Origin of the sequence: Pseudomonas sp. MWU15-20650 (genome assembly GCF_023242475.1) — a bacterium.
Taxonomy (GTDB): Bacteria; Pseudomonadota; Gammaproteobacteria; order Pseudomonadales; family Pseudomonadaceae; genus Aquipseudomonas.
Map to the genome: position 1 here is coordinate 19,858 of NZ_JALJFG010000028.1, position 20,355 is coordinate 40,212.

The 20,355-nt window shown below is 59.8% G+C and carries 15 protein-coding genes and 1 pseudogene; 8 read left to right on the forward strand and 8 right to left on the reverse strand.

The window, feature by feature from the left end:
- The 3 genes from M5B43_RS19465 to inhA form a co-directional block, all read right to left on the reverse strand.
- The gene (locus tag M5B43_RS19465) at positions 1 to 1,461 is read right to left on the reverse strand and encodes a mannose-1-phosphate guanylyltransferase/mannose-6-phosphate isomerase (RefSeq protein ID WP_248751629.1); all 1,461 of its coding nucleotides are present in this window, start codon (positions 1,459 to 1,461) and stop codon (positions 1 to 3) included.
- Positions 1,461 to 2,900 carry an undecaprenyl-phosphate glucose phosphotransferase gene (locus M5B43_RS19470; protein WP_248751630.1) on the reverse strand — a complete coding sequence of 480 codons (1,440 nt, stop codon included), beginning with the start codon at positions 2,898 to 2,900 and terminating at the stop codon, positions 1,461 to 1,463. Before M5B43_RS19470 ends, M5B43_RS19465 begins: the two co-directional genes overlap by 1 nt.
- 460 nt (positions 2,901 to 3,360) lie before the next feature.
- On the reverse strand, positions 3,361 to 4,041 hold the full coding sequence (gene inhA, locus M5B43_RS19475; RefSeq protein WP_248751631.1) for an isonitrile hydratase: 681 nt from the start codon (positions 4,039 to 4,041) through the stop codon (positions 3,361 to 3,363).
- Between the two features lie 90 nt (positions 4,042 to 4,131).
- Here inhA and M5B43_RS19480 point away from each other — a divergent pair, with 90 nt between their 5' ends.
- Positions 4,132 to 5,100, forward strand: coding sequence for a GlxA family transcriptional regulator (locus M5B43_RS19480; protein WP_248751632.1), 969 nt, complete (start codon positions 4,132 to 4,134; stop codon positions 5,098 to 5,100).
- A gap of 202 nt (positions 5,101 to 5,302) precedes the next feature.
- Here M5B43_RS19480 and M5B43_RS19485 read toward each other — a convergent pair whose 3' ends face one another.
- From M5B43_RS19485 to M5B43_RS19495, 3 genes are all read right to left on the reverse strand, one after another.
- Positions 5,303 to 7,129 carry a glycoside hydrolase family 15 protein gene (locus M5B43_RS19485; protein WP_248751633.1) on the reverse strand — a complete coding sequence of 609 codons (1,827 nt, stop codon included), beginning with the start codon at positions 7,127 to 7,129 and terminating at the stop codon, positions 5,303 to 5,305.
- A complete protein-coding gene (locus M5B43_RS19490) occupies positions 7,122 to 7,922 on the reverse strand; it encodes a glucose 1-dehydrogenase (RefSeq protein WP_248751634.1) in 801 nt (266 codons plus the stop codon). Before M5B43_RS19490 ends, M5B43_RS19485 begins: the two co-directional genes overlap by 8 nt.
- Positions 7,923 to 8,212: 290 nt before the next feature.
- Positions 8,213 to 9,250 (reverse strand): SDR family oxidoreductase, encoded by a 1,038-nt coding sequence (locus M5B43_RS19495; protein ID WP_248751681.1) that lies wholly within the window; start codon positions 9,248 to 9,250, stop codon positions 8,213 to 8,215.
- 131 nt (positions 9,251 to 9,381) lie between these two features.
- On the opposite strand from M5B43_RS19495, the gene M5B43_RS19500 reads away from it, so the two are divergent.
- Positions 9,382 to 10,323, forward strand: a complete 942-nt coding sequence (locus M5B43_RS19500) for a LysR family transcriptional regulator (protein ID WP_248751635.1) — start codon at positions 9,382 to 9,384, stop codon at positions 10,321 to 10,323.
- A gap of 5 nt (positions 10,324 to 10,328) precedes the next feature.
- On the forward strand, positions 10,329 to 11,363 hold the full coding sequence (locus M5B43_RS19505; protein WP_248751636.1) for an alpha/beta hydrolase: 1,035 nt from the start codon (positions 10,329 to 10,331) through the stop codon (positions 11,361 to 11,363).
- Positions 11,364 to 11,436: 73 nt separating this feature from the next.
- Here M5B43_RS19505 and M5B43_RS19510 read toward each other — a convergent pair whose 3' ends face one another.
- Both M5B43_RS19510 and M5B43_RS27305 read right to left on the reverse strand, forming a co-directional pair.
- Positions 11,437 to 11,970, reverse strand: coding sequence for an NADPH-dependent FMN reductase (locus M5B43_RS19510; RefSeq protein WP_248751637.1), 534 nt, complete (start codon positions 11,968 to 11,970; stop codon positions 11,437 to 11,439).
- 116 nt (positions 11,971 to 12,086) lie between these two features.
- Positions 12,087 to 12,206, reverse strand: a pseudogene (locus M5B43_RS27305) (AraC family transcriptional regulator); the annotation flags it as partial.
- A 122-nt stretch (positions 12,207 to 12,328) separates the two neighbouring features.
- Between M5B43_RS27305 and bglX the strand changes: the two are divergent.
- The 5 genes from bglX (at position 12,329) to M5B43_RS19540 (ending at position 19,760) form a co-directional block, all read left to right on the forward strand.
- Complete coding sequence (gene bglX / locus M5B43_RS19520) at positions 12,329 to 14,590, forward strand: beta-glucosidase BglX (RefSeq protein ID WP_248751638.1); 2,262 nt, start codon at positions 12,329 to 12,331, stop codon at positions 14,588 to 14,590.
- Positions 14,591 to 14,681: 91 nt separating this feature from the next.
- Entirely contained in the window at positions 14,682 to 15,182 is a 501-nt protein-coding gene (locus tag M5B43_RS19525) for a sigma-70 family RNA polymerase sigma factor (protein ID WP_248751639.1), read from the forward strand.
- Between the two features lie 29 nt (positions 15,183 to 15,211).
- Positions 15,212 to 16,165 carry a FecR family protein gene (locus tag M5B43_RS19530; protein ID WP_248751640.1) on the forward strand — a complete coding sequence of 318 codons (954 nt, stop codon included), beginning with the start codon at positions 15,212 to 15,214 and terminating at the stop codon, positions 16,163 to 16,165.
- 97 nt (positions 16,166 to 16,262) lie between these two features.
- A complete protein-coding gene (locus M5B43_RS19535) occupies positions 16,263 to 18,668 on the forward strand; it encodes a TonB-dependent receptor (protein ID WP_248751641.1) in 2,406 nt (801 codons plus the stop codon).
- 567 nt (positions 18,669 to 19,235) lie between these two features.
- Entirely contained in the window at positions 19,236 to 19,760 is a 525-nt protein-coding gene (locus M5B43_RS19540) for a hypothetical protein (RefSeq protein ID WP_248751642.1), read from the forward strand.
- Positions 19,761 to 20,355 lie beyond the last annotated feature (595 nt).

Sequence of the window (20,355 nt, forward strand, 5' to 3'; positions counted from 1 at the left end):
TTATGTTTTCACTTCTGCTGGGGCGCGCCCGTAGATGTCGTCAAACCGTACGATGTCGTCCTCGCCCAGGTACTCGCCGCTCTGCACCTCGATCATCACCAGGTCGATGATGCCCGGGTTGGTCAGGCGGTGTTTGTGCCCGGCCGGGATGTAGGTGGACTCGTTGGCGTTGATCAGGAATTCGCGATCGCCATTGGTAATCTGCGCGGCGCCGCTGACCACCACCCAGTGTTCGCTGCGGTGGTGGTGCATTTGCAGTGACAACGACGCCTGGGGCTTGACCACAATGCGCTTGATCTTGAACCGGCTGCTTTCTTCCAGCACGGTGTAAGTGCCCCACGGCCGGGTGACGGTACGGTGCAGGCTGAAGGCCGGATGGTTCTGGCGCTTGAGCTCGGCGACGATGTAGCGCACGTCCTGGCTGCGGTTGGCATCGGCGATCAGCAGAGCGTCGGGGGTGTCGACGATGATCAGGTCGTGCACGCCGACGGCGCCGAGTACGCGCTTGGGCGAGTCGATGTAGCAGTTGTGCACATCATGCAAGATCGCTTCGCCATTGATCTGGTTGCCATGGGCGTCGCTGGGCGTGAGTTGGCGCAAGGCTTCCCAGGAGCCGATATCACTCCAGCCGATGTCGCAGGGCACCACGGCCACTTGCTTGGATTTTTCCATCAGCGCCACGTCGATGGAAATGTCCGGCGCGGTGCCGAAGCTGTCGGCGTTCAGCTCACGCTGGCGCGAGGTCTTATTTTGCAGGCTCTGGCTGTGTTCCAGCGCTGCCTTGGCTGCCACCAGCACGTCGGGGGCGTAGGTCGCCAGTTCGCTCACCAGGGTGCCGGCCTTGAAGCAGAACATGCCGGCGTTCCACAGGTGCTTGCCACCGTCGAGGTAGCCTTGTGCGGTGGCCAGGTCCGGTTTTTCGACAAAGCGCCTGACCCGGTTGCCCTGGCGCAAGGCGTCGCCCTTTTCGATGTAGCCGAAGCCGGTTTCCGGGTGGTCGGGTTGAATGCCGAACGTCACCAGGTAGCCGGCTTCGGCGAGGTCGCGGGCCTGGCTCACGGCGTTGGCGAATGCGCTTTCATCGAGGATCAAATGGTCGGCAGGCATCACCAGCAATTGGGCGTCGTCACCGAAATGTTCCTGCACATGCAAGGCCGCCACCGCGATCGCTGCGGCGGTATTGCGTCCGAACGGTTCCAGTAGCAGGTCGAGGGGCAGGTGAGCCTTGTTGACCAGGCGGTAGTCATCCAGGGTGCGAAACAGCAGGTCGCGGTTGGTCACCGTCAGCACGCTTTCCACGCCAGGCAGCTTGGCGGCCCGCTGGAAGGTTTTTTGCAGCAGGCTCTGGCCGTCACGCATGCGCATGAAGGGCTTGGGCATATTCTGCCGGGACACCGGCCATAACCGTGTGCCCGAACCACCGGAAATAATGCAGGGAATTAATCCGTTGAGGGTGTTCATCAATAGACTTCCTTGGTGGAAAGGACGGCCGGGATCGTCATGAAGACGATGTACAAGTCAAACCACACCGACCATTTGGAGATGTACTCCAGGTCGTACTCGACGCGTTTCTGGATCTTGAACAAAGTATCGGTTTCACCCCGGTAGCCGTTGATCTGCGCCCAGCCGGTGATGCCCGGCTTGACCCGATGCCGCGAGCTGTACTCGCTCACGGCCACTTCAAAGGGAATGCCCGCCGCCTTCGTGGCCGTGGCATGCGGGCGCGGGCCGACCATCGACATGTTGCCCAGCAGCACGTTGAACAACTGCGGTAGCTCGTCGATGCTGGTCTTGCGAATGATGCGCCCCACACGGGTGATGCGCGGGTCTTGCCGGGTGGTTTGTTGCTCGGCGGTGAAGTCACTCTGGTCAGTGAACATCGAGCGGAACTTGAACACACGAATCTCGTTGTCGTTGTAGCCGTAACGATTCTGGCGAAACAGCACCGGCCCCTTGGAATCGAGCTTGATCGCAATCGCGGTCAACAGCATCACCGGGGACAGCACCACGAGCGTGATGCTCGCCAGCAGCAAGTCTTCGCAGCGCTTGATGAAGGGCGACCAGCCACGCAGCGGCAACTGCGAGGTGTTGAACATCAAGATGCCGCCCACGTCGGTAATGCGGCTATGGCCGTAGCGCAGGGCGGCCATGTCGGGCACCAGCATTACGTTCACTGACATCTGCCGCAGGCGGTTGACCAGCCCGTGGATACGTTGTTCGGCAGCCCAGGGCAGGCAGATCATGACCTGGTTGACCTGCTCGGCGCGGATCAGCTTTTCCAGGTCACGGGTGTTGCCCAGCAAGGGCAGGTTGCTCAATTCCTTGGGAATGCGCTCGGTGCGGTCGTCGATAAAGCCGATCAGGCCGGAACGGATATCGCCATTGCGTTGCAGGTGGTCGGCGACATGCACGGCGGTGTCGGTGAAGCCCAGGATCACGGTGCGTTGCAGGTATTTGCCTTTGCGCATCAGGTGGCGGTACAGGCGCAGCATGACCAGGCGCTCCAGGCAGAACAGCCCGAGGCTGGCGAAGTACCACGCCACCAGGTTGCGCGGGCTCAGCAGCGGGAACATCTGCAGGATCTGGTACATGAACAGCAGGATGCAGAATGCCGCGGACCAGGCCACGATATTGGCCCGCAGGCGCAGGCGATTGCTGAACAAATCTTCAGAGTAGGTGCCCAGGGCCTGGAACAGAATAATGGTCAGGATCGCGAAAAACAGCAGCAAGCCGAGGAGGTGAGGACGCAGCTCGGGGTCCATTGGGTCGAGAACAAATATCAGCACCAGCGGCGGCAGGATGGCGGTCACGCCGTGGACCAATTTGACGAAAACAACAAAAAACTCAACAAAACCTGCACGGGTCAGAAACAAGCTAACGACTGACGACTTCTCTCGCATACAAATATCCCTCATTGCACACCAGACGCAGGCGGTTGCGAGCTACTCTGGGTAAAGCGCAACTATTCGTTCAAATGGGGCGATCCAAATGAAGGAGTTTTGCGGGGGCAGTGGCTAAAGGAGCTTTCCTTTTACTGGCTTAGTCAATAATTTGACCGGAATGCGAAGAGAGTATCATAGACACGCTAATTAGTCTTTTATGTGTCATTTTGTTGACTTTCCTTGTGCGGGTACTCGATCTCGGTGAGTGATTTTGAGTGTAGGAACAAATGTGAGAATTTTCCTGTTTGACGGGAAAACCTTTTGAAGGGCGATGGCGAGAGGGGAAAAGAGGCGTCTTTGAGTCTCGAAAGGGCCCGCAAGCCCTTTAAAACCGCCCCCAGCGCGCGCTCTAGTTCCGGTGGCTTGTAGAAGGGAGTACGTGCAGCGGCGGCTGCACCGTCAAACTATTGGAGCGTCATCAGCCTAACCGCGCCGCCGCCCGCGCCACGATCTCACCCCGTATGCGGCGTGACTCCGCCGTGCGCTTGTGGGCTTCTTCCAGTACATGGGCAGGCGCGGTATCAGGGCTGCCCGAGTCAAACGGCGGCGCGGGTGCGTATTCGATCTGCAACTGCACGTGTTGCGCGACGGCCTCGCCGTACAGCTCCGCCGCCAGCGTCAGGGCGAAGTCGATCCCGGCGGTGATGCCACCCCCGGTGAACAGGTTGCCGTCCCGTACTACGCGCGCTTGCACCGGGATTGCGCCGAGCGGGGCGAGCAGGTCGTGGTACGCCCAGTGCGTGGTCGCCTTGCGACCGCGCAGCAAACCGGCCGCACCGAGTACCAGTGAGCCGGTGCACACCGAGGTCACGTAGCGTGCGGTCTGGGCCTGTGTCTTGAGAAAGCCCAGGGTTTGCGGGTCTTCCATCAACGCACCGACGCCGGCACCGCCCGGCACACATATCACGTCGAGCTGCGGGCAATCGGCATAGGTCATGGTCGGGGTGAACACCAAGCCAGTACTCGACGTGATTGGCGCCAGGTCTTTCCACACCAGGTGCATCTGCACGTCCGGCAGCGAGCCCAGCACGTCATAGGGGCCGGTAAGGTCCAGTTGCTGGATACCGGGGAACAACAGGAAGCCGATCTGCAAGGTCATGGATGAAGTGCCTATAAAGAGGTGGACGGCTTCACTCTAGAGGCCTAGCCTTTGGCGAATACGCCATTGAACCCACAAATCACGCCAATCATGACCCGAATCGTTCATGTACTCGCTTTTGATAACGCACAGGTGCTCGATGTGACCGGGCCGTTGCAGGTGTTCGCTTCGGCCAATGACCTGGCCCGCCAGCGTGGCTTGCCGTTGCCCTATGCCGTCAGCGTGATCGCCGGCCCACCGGGGCCGGTGATGACCTCCGCCGGCCTGGCGCTGGTGGCTGAGCCGTTGCCTGCGCTCGATACACCGTGCGATACCCTGGTGGTCGCCGGTGGCTGGGGCGTGTACGGTGCCGCCGAAGATCCCGCGCTGGTGGAGTGGGTCCGCGAAAAGTCCCGGCACACCCGGCGCATGGCCTCGGTGTGCACCGGAGCTTTTTTGCTGGCCGCCAGCGGCCTGCTCGACGGCTGCCGCGTGGCTACCCACTGGACACGCTGCGAAGAACTGGCGCGTAGGTTTCCGGCGCTGACGGTGGAGGCCAATCCGATCTTTATCCAGCAAGGCGCGGTGTGGACGTCGGCCGGCGTAACCGCCGGCATCGACCTGTGCCTGGCCCTGGTGGAAGAAGATCTGGGCCGCGCCGTGGCCCTGGACGTGGCGCGGCATTTGGTGGTGTTTCTCAAGCGCCCTGGCGGTCAGTCGCAATTTAGCGTGACGTTGTCCCTGCAAAAGAGCGACAGCCGTTTTGCCGAATTGCATGCCTGGATCGCCGAACACCTGACGCTGGAGTTAACTATTGCGACCCTGGCGGCTCAGGCCGGCATGAGCGAGCGCAGCTTTGTTCGGCACTACCGCACCGAGACCGGCCAGACCCCGGCGCGGGCGGTCGAACTGATCCGCGTCGAAACCGCACGACGGCAGTTGGCCGATAGTGCGACGTCGATCAAACGCATCGCCCTGCAGTGCGGTTTTGGTTGTGAAGAGACCTTGCGCCGCAGTTTTTTACGCGTCCTGTCGGTGACGCCCCAGGCTTATCGCGAACGTTTTTCACCGATGGCCTAGCCCCAATGCCAGTCAGTTAAGGGTGAACGCTGTATTTGTGGCGAGGGAGCAAGCACCCTCGCCACAGGTTACTTTCTAGCCTTTCTCCTTCTTAACTGACTGGCTGTTAGGGCTTGTCCCACGTAGCGCCCCCAAAGAAGGACGAATGCGGTGTAGCAGATACTCCATCGTTGACTCCTATAGGTTGGCGCGGTTCAGCGTCTCACGGTTGCCACACCGTCTTCTCGCCGCTGAGCTTACGGTCCAGAAATGTCGCCGCACTGATCAGCGCCAAATGGCTCAACGCCTGGGGGGTATTGCCCAGATGATGTGCCTGGCTGTCGAACTCCTCGGCATACAGCCCGAGTGGGTTGGCGTACCGCAGCAGTTGTTCGAATTCCAGATGGGCTTTTTCGACTTGGCCTGCGCGAGCCAGGCATTCGACGTACCAGAACGAGCAGGCGGCAAAAGCACCTTCTGTGCCTTGCAGCCCATCGATCTGGCTGTCGTCGTTGCGGTAGCGATAGACCATGCCATCGCGGACCAGGCTTTTCTGGATCGCCTCCAGCGTCGACAACCAACGTGGGTCAGTGGCTGCGACGAAGCGCACCAGCGGCATCAGCAGCATCGAACCGTCGAGGGCAGTGCTGCCGATATGCTGCACGAAATGCCCGCGCTCTTCGTTCCAGAAGTTGCTCCAGATATCGGCATGAATGGCCTGGCGTGTTTCGTCCCAACGGGCGAACGGGGCGGGCAGTGAGCGCTTGGAGGCCAATCGAATCGCACGGTCCAGCGCCACCCAGCACATCAGGCGAGAATGCAGGAAGTGATGTTGTTCGCCGCGCATCTCCCAGATACCAACGTCTTTGCGGTTCCAGATTTCACACACTTGGTCGGCCACTTCCACCGTGTGTTTCCAGCCCTCATGGGAGATGGCTTCACCATATTTGTTGACGAGGTAAACCGCGTCCATCAGCTCGCCGTAGATATCCAGCTGGATCTGGTCGAACGCCTCATTGCCCACCCGGACCGGTTTGGCGCCGCCATGGCCGCTCAAATGGTCCAGAGTGGTCTCCGGCAGTTGTTGGCGGCCGTCGATGCCATACAGGATGTTGAGCTTGGTCGGCAGGCCGCAGCCATCACTGACCCGGCCCTTGAGCCAGCGCATGTAGCTGTTGGCTTCGTCAACAAAGCCTAGGCGCATGAACGCGTAGACGGTGAACGAGGCGTCGCGGATCCAGGTGTAGCGGTAGTCCCAGTTACGTTCGCCAGCGGGTGTCTCGGGCAGGCCGAAAGTGGCGGCAGCGATGATTGCGCCGTGTTTGCGCGAGGTCAAAAGCTTCAGCGCCAGGGCCGAGCGGTTGACCATTTCACGCCAGCGCCCTCGGTAATTCGATTGCGCGATCCAGCCGCGCCAGAACGTCAAGGTGCGTTCCAGGTACAGGTCGGTGCAGTCATTGATCACGCGCGGGTCATCCTCGCCACCGAGGACGAATTCGGCGCTTTCGTCCTGGACCAGGGTGAAGCTGGCCACTGCCGTATCTTTTTCCAGGGTCAACGGGTGGCTGCCAACCAGGCGCAAGCCGGGCTGGCCGTCGGCGGTGAATCGCACGCCGGCATCGTCGGCCGTGGCGTGCGTGGTGGCCCGGGCGTAGTCATGGCGCACGGCGCAGCGCAGCTGGAGCGTTGCCTGGCCGCTGACCACGCGTACCCGGCGAATCAGCAGCGGCAGCTCGTCGACGTCTTCGCTGACTGCAAGCAGGTCGGTGACTTCCACCACTGCCTTATCGCTCAGCCAGCGGGTTTGCAGCACGTTGGTGTCGGGTAGGTAGATTTGCTCGCGGCGAGCATCGGGCAGCACGGGCTTGAGTTGGAAAACGCCCGCGTCGGGTGTATCGAGCAGGGAGCAGAAGATCGATGGGCTATCGAATTCCGGCCAGCAAAAAAAGTCGATGCTGCCTTGGTCGTTCACCAGTGCCGCACTGCGCATATCGCCGATGATGCCGTGGGCATCAATGGCACTTTGCGGTTCGTTATCGAAATCAACCATTGCCACGAAACTCCGGATAAAGGCTCATGCCGCCATCAACAAACAGCGTACTGCCAACCACATAATCAGAGGCGTCGCTTGCCAGCCACACCACCGCGTTGGCCACGTCTTCCACGTCGCCTACCCGGCCGTAGGGGATCAATTTGAGCAACTCTTTTTCAGCAGCGCCTTCGGTGGCCGCGCGGTTGATCGCTGTGCGAATCGCCCCCGGCGCAATGCCGTTGATGCGAATGCGCTGCTCGCTGACTTCCTGGGCGAGGGTGCGCATCAGCATCTCGACGCCGCCCTTGGACGCGGCATAGTTCACATGCCCGGCCCACGGGATGATTTGATGCACCGAGCTCATATGGATGATTTTGCCGGCGGCGCGTGAAACGCCATTGCGCACGCCTTGGCGGTTGAAGATTCGCACGGCGGCGCGCGCGCAGAGGAATTGACCGGTGAGGTTGACGCCGATGACGGTGTTCCAATCGTCGAGGGTCATGTCGACGAGGTTGGCATCTTTTTGCAAGCCGGAGTTGGCCACCAGAATATCCAAATGGCCGAAGGCGTCGAGGGTCTGGGCGAACAGGCGTTCAACGTCGGCTTCTTTGGACACATCGCCGCCAACGGCAATCGCCTGGCCGCCGCTGGCGTTGATCTGTGCGGCCAACGCCTCGGCCGGTGCCGCCTGGGAGTTGTAGTTCAGTACCACCGCCGCACCGGCTTCGGCCAGGGCCTTGGCGGCACCCGCGCCGATACCGGAACTGGCGCCGGTGACGATGGCTACTTGCTGCTCCAGCGATATGCGCATTTACAGGCCCACCTTTTTCTGCGAGTTCAGTTAGCTGACTGGTGGGGGCGGGTACAAGTTCAGCGGTTGTGCAGGCTCTCAACAAACATCAGGGTTCATGGCCTTTTAAATCAATAGTTTGTGCCGTAACGCAGTCTGCGCGTTCAATCATGTTGATAGACCGACGCACTCCAATATCGACTGCCGTTATGCCGTTGGCGAGTCCAGCCGTTTGCCCGCAGTCGTTGGGCAAGATTTTTCGGTCGCGGCCATATTGGGCTGGCCGTGACGCATCAGGATGATGGTCTTGCTCACTGGGTATTTTCGTCCTTGTTTCGTTTAAACCAGCCGTGTTTCCAATACCACGCCAGAGTGTCAGAAATGGTCTCCTCCAACACTCGAAAACTCAGGCCAAGCTCCTGTTCACTCTTGCGGTGATTAAAGCAGGTACGGTGCTCCTCCCGTATCAAGAGGCGCACGGTTGCCAGGCTCAACAAAATAGGCTTGCCGGTAAGGCGCGCGTAGATCTCCTGCACGGTCGCCACAAGGTATAGCGCGGGCACTGGCAGTTGCCGAGCCGGGGTTTTGACGCCCGCTATACGTCCCAGGGCCGGTACCAACTGGCGCATGGTCAAGTTCCGACCGGCTGCGAGATAGCGTTCTCCTCGGCGTCCGTGTTTGGCTGCGGCAATCTGAGCCCGTGCCACATCACGGGCATCGACCACGGAGAAGGTGCCGGGGATCAGCCCGGGCAACTTGCCGTTGACGACATCGTTGACCAGTTGTCCCGAGGAGGTCGGGCCCATGTCGCCAGGCCCCCACATCCAGCCGGGCAGAACCATGCAGGCATGCATCTGGGGGTGCGTTTCAAGGAACGTCAAGACGACACGGTCGGCGAGGATCTTGCTGCGGTAGTAGTCATCCGCATCGGCTTCGGACCGCAGGCAGGTCTCATCGATAGAGGTGCCAGGGGCCCCGTCGAGCACGGCGATCGAAGAGGTCTGGACGAACCGGCGTATCCCTGCGCGGTAGGCGTGGTGAAGCAGGTCTCGCGTACCGGCGACATTGATCTTTTCGAGCGCTGCCCAGTGGTTGCCACCTTTGTAGTTATCGCGAAAGAACGCCGCCGTATGAAACACCGTATCGCAGCCTTGCAGCGATGTTGCGAACGCGTCGATATCGGCCATGTCACCCACGACCAGCTCCACATCCGGGAGGTCTTTGAACTGCTGCTCACCTTTGGTTTTTGAGCGAACCAGGGCTTTGACGGCGTAGCCATGTGCGACCAGTTCCCGCACCAGGTTGTTTCCCAGCAGGCCGGTTGCACCCGTCACGAATGTGTTGCGCATCGGGGCCGTAGTCATACTTTCCATTCCAGTCGTTTCGAGGGCCTGTAGATATACCGTTGAGACCCCGGCTGAAAAACAGCGACTACTGCATAATGGGTTTGCATATATGCACACCAGGGAGGATGGACGGTATGGCGTTACAGGCAAATTGGGATGATCTTCGTCTGCTGTTGGCGGTCTCGCGGCGTGGCAGTTTTCTTCAAGCGGGGCAACTGCTGGGTATCGCGGCGTCTACGGTGTCCCGTCGCCTGACCCAACTGGAAGCTGCCCTGGGTGAGCTGCTCGTTGAGCGAGGCGTTGAGGGCTGCTGGTTGACCTCGCGGGGGCAATCGCTGGTGGACGTTGCCCTCGCGGCGGAAGCGGGCTTGAGACGCCAGGCGGCGACGGACTCGTCCGAGGTGCAAACCGCGTTATATGGCAATGTCCTGGTCAGTGCCGGAGAGGGCTTCTCTTCTTGTGTGTTGGAGGCCGCGAGTCGTTTCACTGCCCTGCATCCGCGCTGCTCCGTGGAGTTACTGGTCACTGCCGACTTTCACAAGATCGTCCGCGGTGTGGCGGATATTGCGATACGCACAGCGCATCTGGGCGAGCCATCGCTGATTTATCGACCCCTGGGCAAGCTTGCCTACGGCGTCTTCGCAGAGGCGGGGTATTTGAAGCGGTCTCCAGGGGTGACCCTGGCTACAGCGGTCAACATCGCCTTGCTTCCGCCGCTGGATATGTTGCCCCAGATGCGTGCCGCAAAGGCGGCGGGTCTGGACCGTGCTCAAATCAGCGTGAATTCGTTCGCCGTACAACTGGAGTCGGTGAGGAAGGGGATGGGCGTGGCTGTGCTGCCGCGTATCCTGGCGAAGGACCTGACCGAAGTGTTCCAGGGGCTTGAACTTCCTGATATGGAGGTCTATCTGGTCACCCGGCCTCAGGCGTTGAAGCAGGCGCATATCAAGTGTTTCTTTGACGTCTTGGCGCAGGTCATGCTCGAAGTCCTCTGCGTTGAAACGGTCGCTTCAGGGATGGGGGCTGAGACTGAGATTCGAGCCAGTCAGCCGGAACGCTTGAAAGGAAAAAAGTAGTGACTATGCATAAAGTGATCTGGATGAAGCGTTACCGCGTAAGGTTGATTTCTGTCGTCTGTCTGATCGTGGCTATCGCTTTGGTGGTTCTCGCGCGGCTTGACACTTATGGCCTGGATCGCAGGGCCAGCGAGCCTTTTGCATTCGACGCAAATGGACTGCACCTGGCCGGCACGCTCTGGCTTCCTGACCACCGCGCAACAGCGGCAGTCGTTCTGGTTCACGGAGATGGCCCCCAGGATCGCACGTCGCAGCATGGTTACGATCCCCTCATCAATGCGCTTCTCGATGCAGGTATTGCGGTGGTTTCGTGGGATAAGCCAGGCATTGGGGGCTCGCAGGGGAGTTGGCTCGGCCAGTCCATGGCTGATCGTTACGTGACCGCGCGCAGCGCGTTGTCCGCCCTGCGCAGTAAGCTGCAAGGAATTCCTGTCGGTGCGCTTGGATTTTCACAAGCCGGCTGGGTATTGCCCCGCTTTGCGTCGGGTGAAGCGGACTTTCTGGTGCTGGTCGGAGGTGCTGTCTCCTGGCAACAGCAAGGTGACTATTACACTCGGACGCGGTTGCAACGCACAGGGATGTCCGCGCGTGACATCGATACCACGATGGCTGAGATGGCCGCCGCCGATGAGCGCTTGTTTGCCGCTACGCAGGTGCCGCCGGTTGACCTTCTGGACGGTATAAGCCCGCAGCGATGGGCTTTTGTACGGCGAAACCTTCACGAAGATGCGACCCGCGCCCTGAAAAAACTCGATATTGCGCTGCTCGCGTTGTGGGGGGCGGACGATCTCAATGTCGATCCCGAAGTCAACCCAGCCCTCTACCGAAAGACAGTGGGGGGCAACCATCCCGCCAACCGGATTGAAGTCATACCGGGTGCAACTCATGGGCTACTCCGAGCGGCGTCTTACAACACACAACTCACCAGCGAATGGTCCTGGTTCACCACGATGAGGTTCCTGATGGAAGGTCGCCATGCCTATGCGCCAGGCGCCCTTGAAACGATAAACGAATGGGTTCATGCAAGGGCCGGCCAGTAGATGCACTGGCTGGCAGCGTTCGCGCCGCAAGTCACGGTGTGCGGCCTACCGCTCGCCAAGCGCTGTTGGCGTATCAACGGTGTTGATTGTCGAGGTGCCGTTTGAATGCATCGAGCGCAGTACCCATCAGTGGGCCCATCACCGGGTCGGTGGCGATGCCCTCGGCGCTCAACGGGCTGGATAAGAGGTTAACCGTGATTGACGCCTCTTCGATGATGCGCGCCGACATCGTCTCCAGGACCAGCCGCAATGCAGCTTGCGCGTGACTGGCTCTGGGTGAAGCGTTGAACAGCGCGACAGGCTTGCCTGGGAACTCTTCACTGCTCACGAGCCAATCGAGCATGTTTTTGAATGCGCCGGGAATACCCCGGGCGTACTCGGGGCACGACACCAACAGCCCATCCGCCTGCCCGATAATTGAGCGTAACTCGACGATTGTCTTGGGGGGCTCCTCGAGCAGATCCGGGTTGAAGTGAGGCAGTTCACCGATGCCTTCGTAATGGGTGATCCTTATCCCTTCGGGGCATAGATGTTCCGCTGCCCGTAGCAACACTGAGTTGGAGGAGGCCTGACGCAGACTTCCCGAGACAGCCAGCAAACGCACCATTTCAACACCGTTCGTGATTCATGAGTCGGGGAAGTTTCGCACGGGCCGAACCTCATGCACCATTGCTGCATAGCAAGGGGGCGATGGATTGGTCGAGACCAACCCGATCGTGACGACTACGGGCGCAGTTGTTTTGGCGAGACGTTCAACAAGCGGCGCATCAGTCGCCGTAGGGCCGTGGCATCCTGGTACCCCACGTGTTCGGCGATAGATTCAACGGAATGGTGCGTAAGTTCACCGTCTGCTTCGGTGGCATGGAGGAAGGTTCTGCGTGCGTGACCTGTTAATTCTGACAGTAGACGTGATGTGTCGGCAGGTTGAGGCTATAGGCATTACGTATGCCTAAGGGATAGCGCTTATGACCCGTTGGTTATGTGTGCTGATTACCACCCTGTGCAGCTTGGGTGCCTATGCACAGGAGAATCCATCGAAGACAGCCTTCATCGAACACCTTCTAAGTCAGATGACCATTGAGGAAAAGGTCGGGCAATTGCACCTGCGCGATTTGGGTTGGATACATCTCAATGCCAATTCCCTGGAGTCGATTGCCAAAGGCGCGGTCAGCGGGTTTGGTGGTGTGCCTTATCCCCCATCTGGGCGGATGCTGCAGCGTGTCGCGGTGGAACAAAGTCGGTTAAAGATACCGTTGTTTTTTGCTCAGGACGTGGACCACGGGTTACACACGATCTTTCCGGTCAGCCTGGGCCTCGCGGCCAGTTGGGACCTGCCGGCTATCGCATTGGCGAGCAGTATCGGCGCCGAGGAGGCCACCGCCGAGGGGATCAATCTCACGTTTGGCCCCATGGTCGATATCACCCGCGATCCTCGATGGGGCCGAGTCTCTGAAGGCTATGGCGAGGATCCTTTCCTGGCCTCGCGCATCACCGAAACCGTGGTCAAGGCTTATCAAGGCCAGGATCTCGGTGCCGCCGACAGTCTGATGGCAACCGTCAAACATTTCGCCTTGTATGGTGCGGTGGAGGGGGGCAGGGATTACAACAGTGTCGATATGAGCCTGGTCAGCATGTACCAGTCCTATTTTCCTCCCTATCGCGCTGCCGTCGATGCTGGTGCCGGGGCGGTGATGATCGGGTTCAATACCGTGGGTGGCGTTCCGGCGATGGCCAACCCTTGGCTGATCCAGAAGGTACTGCGTCAGGAATGGGGGTTCGCGGGAGTGACGCTGGGTGACTGTGCTGGGATTGGTGAGTTGGTTGATCACGGTATGGCAGCCGATCCGAGGCAGGCTGCCGCTCTGGCGTTGCGTTCCGGTGTCGATATGGCGCTGTGCGACAGCGCGTCGGTGGATACGCTGCCCGGACTCGTCAAAACAGGGGGGGTGGCGGTTGAGGTGCTGGATGCGGCCGTGCGGCGGGTCTTGGAGATGAAGTACGACATGGGCTTATTCGACGACCCCTACCGCAAACTTCGAGATACGCCTTTACCGCCCATCGAGTCTCGATTGCAACGAAAGGTCGCTCGCGAAATCGCCCGCGAGACCTTTGTGTTATTGAAAAACGTTCGGCAGACCCTACCGTTGCGCAAGCAGGGTACCCTCGCCGTGATTGGTCCTCTGGCCAACAGCCGTCGGGATCTGCTGGGCAGTTATTGTGGCGATTGTGGTGCCTTGCGAGTGGTCAGCATCCATGAAGGCATAGCCCGTGCCGTTCAGGGCAAGGCAACGCTGCTGTATGCCAAAGGCGCTAATGTTACCGACGATAGGGTATTAGCCGAACGCATGAAGTTGTACAAGTCCCCCTTGGATATCGATCACCGCGCACCGAACGTACTCTTGAACGAGGCCGTGTCAATTGCCCGCCGTGCGGACGTCATCGTTGTGGTGGTGGGTGAGCACTGGGGCTTCAATGACGAAGCCACCAGTCGCGCGCATATCGATTTGCCCGCCAGTCAAAAGCAATTGCTCAAGCATTTGAAAGCAGTGGGCAAGCCTCTGGTGATTGTCCTGGCGAGCGGTCGCCCCCTGGACCTGACGCTGGCGCAATCCCAGGCCGACGCGCTGCTGGAAACCTGGTACAGCGGCACCGAAGGCGGCAATGCCGTGGCCGATGTGTTGTTCGGTGACTACAACCCTTCGGGCAAATTGCCGATGACCTTTCCCCGATCCGTTGGGCAGATACCGATGTACTACAACCATTTGCGCACTGGGCGGCCTTACAACTCCACCGCACCCTACAAGTACACCACGCAGTACATCGATGAAGATGAGGGGCCGCTCTATCCCTTCGGCTATGGCTTGAGCTACACCCGTTTCCAACTGTCGCAACTGCGGTTGTCCACCCCGATATTGCACAGAGGCGAACGCCTTAAGGTCAGCGTTGAGTTGGCCAACACCGGCGCGCGGGCGGGCGAGACCGTTGTCCAGCTTTATGTTCGTGATGAGGTGGCCTCCATCAGCCGACCCGTCAAGGAGTTGAAAGGCTTTGAGAAAGTCATGCTCAAGGCAGGCGAGCGCACACTCATCGAGTTCACCCTGGATGAAAATGCCTTGAAGTTTTACGATGACTCGTTGCGTTACGTCGCCGAGCCTGGGGTATTCAAGGTGCAGGTCGGGCTGGATTCCCAGGACGTTATCGAACAGCCCTTCGAATTGCGCGAGTAGGGCATTTACCGTCGATGACTCGACGTGATGCAATTGCCCGACTTAATAGGAAGCATTATTATTCACGCCCCGCCTCCCCAGTGCACCCGCGATGATCCCTCAGCCGCCCCGCAGAACAGGTTTTTTCGAGCACTACGAAGAGTTGATCGGAACCTGGACGCGCCGCTTGAGGAACCGTCAGCAGGCCGAAGACCTGGCCCACGACACCTTTGTACGAGTGCTTGAGTCCGAAGCGGTCCAGGTTGAGCAACCGCGTGCCTACCTGCACCAGACGGCGCGCAATATCGCCGTGGACGCCTACCGTCGCGAAGACCGTCGCGAGGCGTTGACGCTACAAGACGTTGATCAGCGCTCACCCCACAGCGGCGACCCGGAGCATTACATGCACGCGATCCAGTTGGCCGACTGCGTTGAACGTGCCTTGGCCGAGTTGCCGCTCAACTGTCGCAAGGTGTTCATCTGGCAGAAGATCGAGGGCCTCACCCAGCAGGAAATCGCCGAACGCCTGGGGCTGTCTAAAAACATGGTGGAAAAGTATATGATCCGCACCCTGCGGCATCTGCGTGAGCGCCTGGACGCAATGGCCCCATGACTCAAGCTCGCTCTGAAACAGGACCTTCCATGATGGATAGCCGGGCCCGCGACGAAGCCGCGCAATGGTTTGTACGCCTGCAAGACGCTGAGTTGAGCGTCTGCGAACGCCAGCAGTTCGACGCGTGGCGCGCAGAGCATCCCCGCCACCAGTACGAATTCGATGTGCTGCAAGGGGTGTGGAGCGCTGCCGACTGGCTGCCCAAGGCCCGGTTGCAGGCCCTGTGCGATGCACCGGTCGAGCGCCCCAAGCGCCGCGCCGTGTTGCGCTATGCGGTGGCGGCCAGTGTGGTCGCCGTTGCGTTGGGCCTGGGATTATTCAGTGGGCTGGATCAGCCAAAGCCCTACAGTGCCGAGTTCAGTACGCGGTTGGGTGAGCACCGCCAGGTGGCCTTGCCCGACGGGTCGATCATGCACCTCAACAGCCGCAGCGTGGTCGCAGTGCGTTATGAAAAGGGCCTGCGTGGCGTGGTGCTCAAGCAGGGCGAAGCGATGTTCAGCGTCGAGCATGACACCCATCGCCCGTTTATTGTGGCCACCGGGGCCGGGCAGGTGACTGTCACCGGTACACGCTTTGATGTACGCCGGGATGACGACCAGACCCGCGTGGTGGTCGAGGCCGGTACCGTCAAGGTACAGGGGCGTGCGTCGGACCTGAGCGTGACGCTGACCGCAGGCCGTGGCACGTATATCGATACTCAGGGCCAGGTAGCAGCGGCCTATGCGGTCAATCCTGAAGAACTGACGGCGTGGCGCGCCGGCAAATTGGTGTTCAACAACGCGCCGTTGAGTGAGGTGGCGCGGGAAGTGTCGCGTTATCGCGAGCAACCGTTACGGGTCAGCACGGCAGCGGTGGGCAGCCTGCGCTTGACCAGCGTATTCAAATCCAGCGACACCGAGGCTTTGCTCAAAGCCTTGCCACACATCCTGCCTGTCGCCCTGCGCCCATTGCCGGATGGCAGCCAGGAAATTATTTCACGCTGAGATTCAGGTTTTTTTCGAGTTCTTCGTCTTCTCCTGCAACTGCAACTGGTTTGCATTAACGGCCGCACACTCTTGCGATCACAGGACTAGGTTCGACGTGAAAAAACTCGCCATCGACAACCATAAAATCCCTTGCTGGGCGCCCCTGGCCTTGGCTATTGCGCTCAGCAGCGTGCTGCCCACCGCGTCTGCCGCCGAGGGTATTCATATTCGCGCCCAGCCCCTGGGCGCAGCACTGAGCCAACTGGGCCAGCAGACCTCGCTGCAGGTGTTCTTCAGCCCCGATATGGTCGCGGGCAAGCACGCTTCTGCGGTCGACGGCAACCTCTCGCCCGAACAAGCCTTGCGCCAACTGCTGCAAGGCAGTGGCCTCGATTACCAGATCGACGCCGGCTCCGTGACCTTGCGCCCAGTGGGCAACGGCACCGGTGAAGCCGGCTCGCCGCTTGAGCTGGGCGTCACCGACATCAAGGTGATGGGTGACTGGCTGGGCGATGCCAACGCCGAAGTGGTACAAAACCACCCTGGAGCACGTACGGTTGTACGCCGCGAGGCCATGGTGGAGCAGGGCGCCATGAACGTCGGTGACGTGTTGCGACGTATCCCGGGCGTACAGGTGCAGGAAGCCAACGGTACCGGTGGCAGCGATATTTCTCTCAACGTCGGGGTACGCGGCTTGACCTCACGCCTATCACCGCGTTCCACGGTGTTGATTGACGGCGTACCGGCAGCCTTTGCTCCGTACGGCCAGCCGCAGCTGTCGATGGCCCCGATCTCCTCGGGCAATCTGGACAGCATCGATGTTGTCCGTGGCGCCGGTTCCGTGCGTTATGGGCCACAGAATGTGGGCGGCGTGATCAACTTCGTGACCCGCGCCATCCCCGAGACGTTTTCCGGTGACGTCGGCACCACCCTGGAAACCTCCGCCCACGGCGGTTGGAAACACATTGAGAACGCCTTCGTCGGCGGCACCGCAGACAACGGTATCGGCGCGGCGTTGCTGTACTCCGGGGTCAAGGGCAACGGCTACCGCAGCAGCAACAACGCCAACGATATCGACGACGTGATTTTCAAGACCCACTGGGCACCGACTGATCAGGACGACTTCTCGCTCAATTTCCACTATTACGATGCCAGCGCCGACATGCCGGGTGGCCTGACCCAGCAACAGTTCGATGCCAACCCCTACCAGTCGGTACGTGACTGGGACAATTTCAGCGGCCGCCGTAAAGATATGTCCTTCAAGTACATCCGCCAGATCGACGACCGCACGCAGGCCGAAGTGCTGACTTACTATTCCGACAGTTTCCGTGGCAGCAACATCGCCAACCGCGACCTCAAGGCCATCAGCTCTTACCCGCGTACCTACTACACCTTCGGCATCGAGCCGCGGGTCTCCCATGTCTTCGACGTGGGCCCGAGTACCCAGGAAGTCAGCCTCGGCTATCGCTACTTCAAAGAAGGCATGCACGAACAGGCCAGCAGCCTGAACCTGGTCAACAATGTGCCGACGCCGGGCGGGCAGAGCGATGGTCATGTCTATCAGGACCGTACCGGCGGCACCGAAGCCAACGCGTTCTACATCGATAACAAAGTGGACATCGGCAAGTGGACCATCACCCCGGGCATTCGTTTTGAAGACATCCGCACCCAATGGCATGACCGCCCGGTGGTCGCCCTGAATGGCAAGCGGACCGAGGAGAAGCGTCGAGAGGTCCACAACAACGAACCGCTGCCGGCCTTGAGCGTGATGTATCACGTTTCCGATGCGTGGAAACTGTTCGCCAACTATGAAACCTCCTTCGGTAGCCTGCAGTACTTCCAGCTGGGCCAGGGAGGCACCGGCAACCAGACGGCCAATGGGCTTAATCCGGAGAAAGCCAAGACCTACGAGATGGGGACGCGCTACAACGACAGCGTCTGGGGCGGCGAAGTGACGTTGTTCTACATCGACTTCGCCGATGAGCTGCAGTACGTCAGCAATGACGTCGGCTGGACCAACCTCGGCGCCACCAAACACACCGGTATCGAAGCATCGGCCCACTACGACCTGTCTAACCTCGACCCGCGCCTCGAGGGCCTGAGCGCCAACGCGGGTTTCACCTACACCAAGGCGACCTCCGAAGGCGACGTGCCCTTCAAGGGCCGTGACTTGCCGTTGTACTCCCGCGAAGTGGCCACACTGGGCCTGCGTTATGACGTCAACCACTGGACCCACAACCTGGATGTCTACGCCCAATCCGGCCAGCGCGCGCCAGGTACTGGCACCACCTACATCACCCAAGGCACTGCCGATGGTCAATACGGTGATATCCCAGGTTATGTTTCGGTCAACGTGCGCAGTGGTTATGACTTCGGCGCGCAGCTGTCCAACCTGAAGCTGGGCGTGGGTGTGAAAAACGTCTTTGACCAGCAGCACTTCACGCGCTCCAGCGACAACAACGCCGGGATATACCTGGGTGAGCCGCGTACGTTCTTCGTGCAGGCCAGCGTCGGGTTTTGATTGCGTATTGATTGACGCGATCGCCGTTCCTCCTGGCCAGGGTGAACGGCGATTTTCATTGCGCTCTGCTTTTCATCCCTTCAGACGTCTTTCCTACTCGCCATTAGAAGTTTTCGGCCCATTGAGGAACCAACTCCGACAGCGCTGCCACACAGGTTAGGCCGCTGGTGCAGGATTCTTTTTACGATTAATCGATCGTTAGGGCGTCCGGCGCAGTGAGGCCACCGCCTAAAAACAGAACTGGAGCACCCTATGTCGGTACCCGCATCCAATCAAACGGTCACGCTTGGCCCCACACATTCCACCTCAACTCACGCAGAGGCTAGCCCGGCCCTTCGGTCAATCATCCAGCACACGTCGGGCCCGCGTTTCAAGCATCAAACCGGTCATTGCGGGCCGGTGTTCGGTGGTGCACCGCAGCGGCCAGTCCCAGGTTATTGGCACCCTAACCCAGGACCACCCCCGCGCCCACTCCCAGGGCACCTCAACCCAGGCCCGCCGCCACGCCCGAACCCCACACAGCCGGACCCGCATTACTCCAGGCAAAGCAACGAGGTGCTGGCTCAGATGCTGTTGGACAACTTTGATGCGTTCAAGGGGCGATGGCCTTCGCGGAGCGTCACCCCTCAGAGCCTGAAAAAAATGGCGGACCGGCAGCTGACCGGCAATCCGACCACGGACAACCAGATTAGGCTGGCCAGGGAGCTGTTACGACGCCCAGGCTTGATACAAGCCCTTGATCGAAATGGGCACACGGGCGCCGTGGATGGCCGTCTTACCAAGGGTGATATCGGTAGCTTCATTTTTTCCAGTAACCCTTTGAAGCTCAAAGACGACAAAGAGATCGTGCAAGACGTACTCAATCATTTTTACGGGTTGGCGGACGGGTTCTGGAAACGTGACATCAAACTCAGCAGGTTCAAAGAACTTGCGTCGGAAACCCTGACAGGTAACCCATACACCGATCACCTCATTCAGTTATCAAGGGAGATCATGGCTCGTCCGGAGTTGAAGGGGTTGATGGATAACGTTTTCATGTCGCAACGCGACGGTAGGATTTCACGGGCTGAGTTAATGAACTTGCTTCGCTAATCCCGTCCCCGTTCAGTGCTGGGCACCACTTGGTATTACCTGACAAGTGCTTGGTGTTTGAAACATCCCCCCGCCGTGCTGGAACCATTTGCAACGATTTACCACGAAGAACACACCCATCGGTTGTTGCTGCCCATGGGTGTTTTCGTCAATTGGATCAGGTCTCCATCATGAACTCGACATCCTTTGAATCTCACCCCTCCCGGTACACCGTATCGCCCCAGCCTGCTGCGGGATGTGAGGCAGAGAGCCAACGCATCTTCCAGCAGAAGGCGCTTAACCTCACGTCCACACCTAAATACAGCTTCAAGGCACCCACCGCCGAAGATTTCGATAAAGGCACTCGGGCCTTTGGCGAACATTCAGTGCCGGGCCCGGCGGTTTCAATGCTCGCTGTTCTCTGGAGCAAGTTGTTCCGCCGGCCGTGATTGGTTGTTCCTGCGAGCAGGTCGTTTTACCTCCTACGAGCCTCGTCGGTTTGGTTGGTTACAAACGCTCAAGGTTTACCCAGGCCGGCTCGGCGTCTGCCCGGAACCAATGTTTTCAGAGCACCACATAATCTGGGCCTGGCTCCGTGTTGAGGCGCAAAGTGGTT

Coding starts and splice junctions, on each gene's coding strand:
- M5B43_RS19465 (WP_248751629.1), bottom strand. CDS start 1,461: ATGAACACCCTCAACGGATTAATTCCCTGCATTATTTCCGGTGGTTCG.
- M5B43_RS19470 (WP_248751630.1), bottom strand. CDS start 2,900: ATGCGAGAGAAGTCGTCAGTCGTTAGCTTGTTTCTGACCCGTGCAGGT.
- inhA (WP_248751631.1), bottom strand. CDS start 4,041: ATGACCTTGCAGATCGGCTTCCTGTTGTTCCCCGGTATCCAGCAACTG.
- M5B43_RS19480 (WP_248751632.1), top strand. CDS start 4,132: ATGACCCGAATCGTTCATGTACTCGCTTTTGATAACGCACAGGTGCTC.
- M5B43_RS19485 (WP_248751633.1), bottom strand. CDS start 7,129: ATGGTTGATTTCGATAACGAACCGCAAAGTGCCATTGATGCCCACGGC.
- M5B43_RS19490 (WP_248751634.1), bottom strand. CDS start 7,922: ATGCGCATATCGCTGGAGCAGCAAGTAGCCATCGTCACCGGCGCCAGT.
- M5B43_RS19495 (WP_248751681.1), bottom strand. CDS start 9,250: ATGCGCAACACATTCGTGACGGGTGCAACCGGCCTGCTGGGAAACAAC.
- M5B43_RS19500 (WP_248751635.1), top strand. CDS start 9,382: ATGGCGTTACAGGCAAATTGGGATGATCTTCGTCTGCTGTTGGCGGTC.
- M5B43_RS19505 (WP_248751636.1), top strand. CDS start 10,329: ATGCATAAAGTGATCTGGATGAAGCGTTACCGCGTAAGGTTGATTTCT.
- M5B43_RS19510 (WP_248751637.1), bottom strand. CDS start 11,970: ATGGTGCGTTTGCTGGCTGTCTCGGGAAGTCTGCGTCAGGCCTCCTCC.
- bglX (WP_248751638.1), top strand. CDS start 12,329: ATGACCCGTTGGTTATGTGTGCTGATTACCACCCTGTGCAGCTTGGGT.
- M5B43_RS19525 (WP_248751639.1), top strand. CDS start 14,682: ATGATCCCTCAGCCGCCCCGCAGAACAGGTTTTTTCGAGCACTACGAA.
- M5B43_RS19530 (WP_248751640.1), top strand. CDS start 15,212: ATGATGGATAGCCGGGCCCGCGACGAAGCCGCGCAATGGTTTGTACGC.
- M5B43_RS19540 (WP_248751642.1), top strand. CDS start 19,236: ATGCTGTTGGACAACTTTGATGCGTTCAAGGGGCGATGGCCTTCGCGG.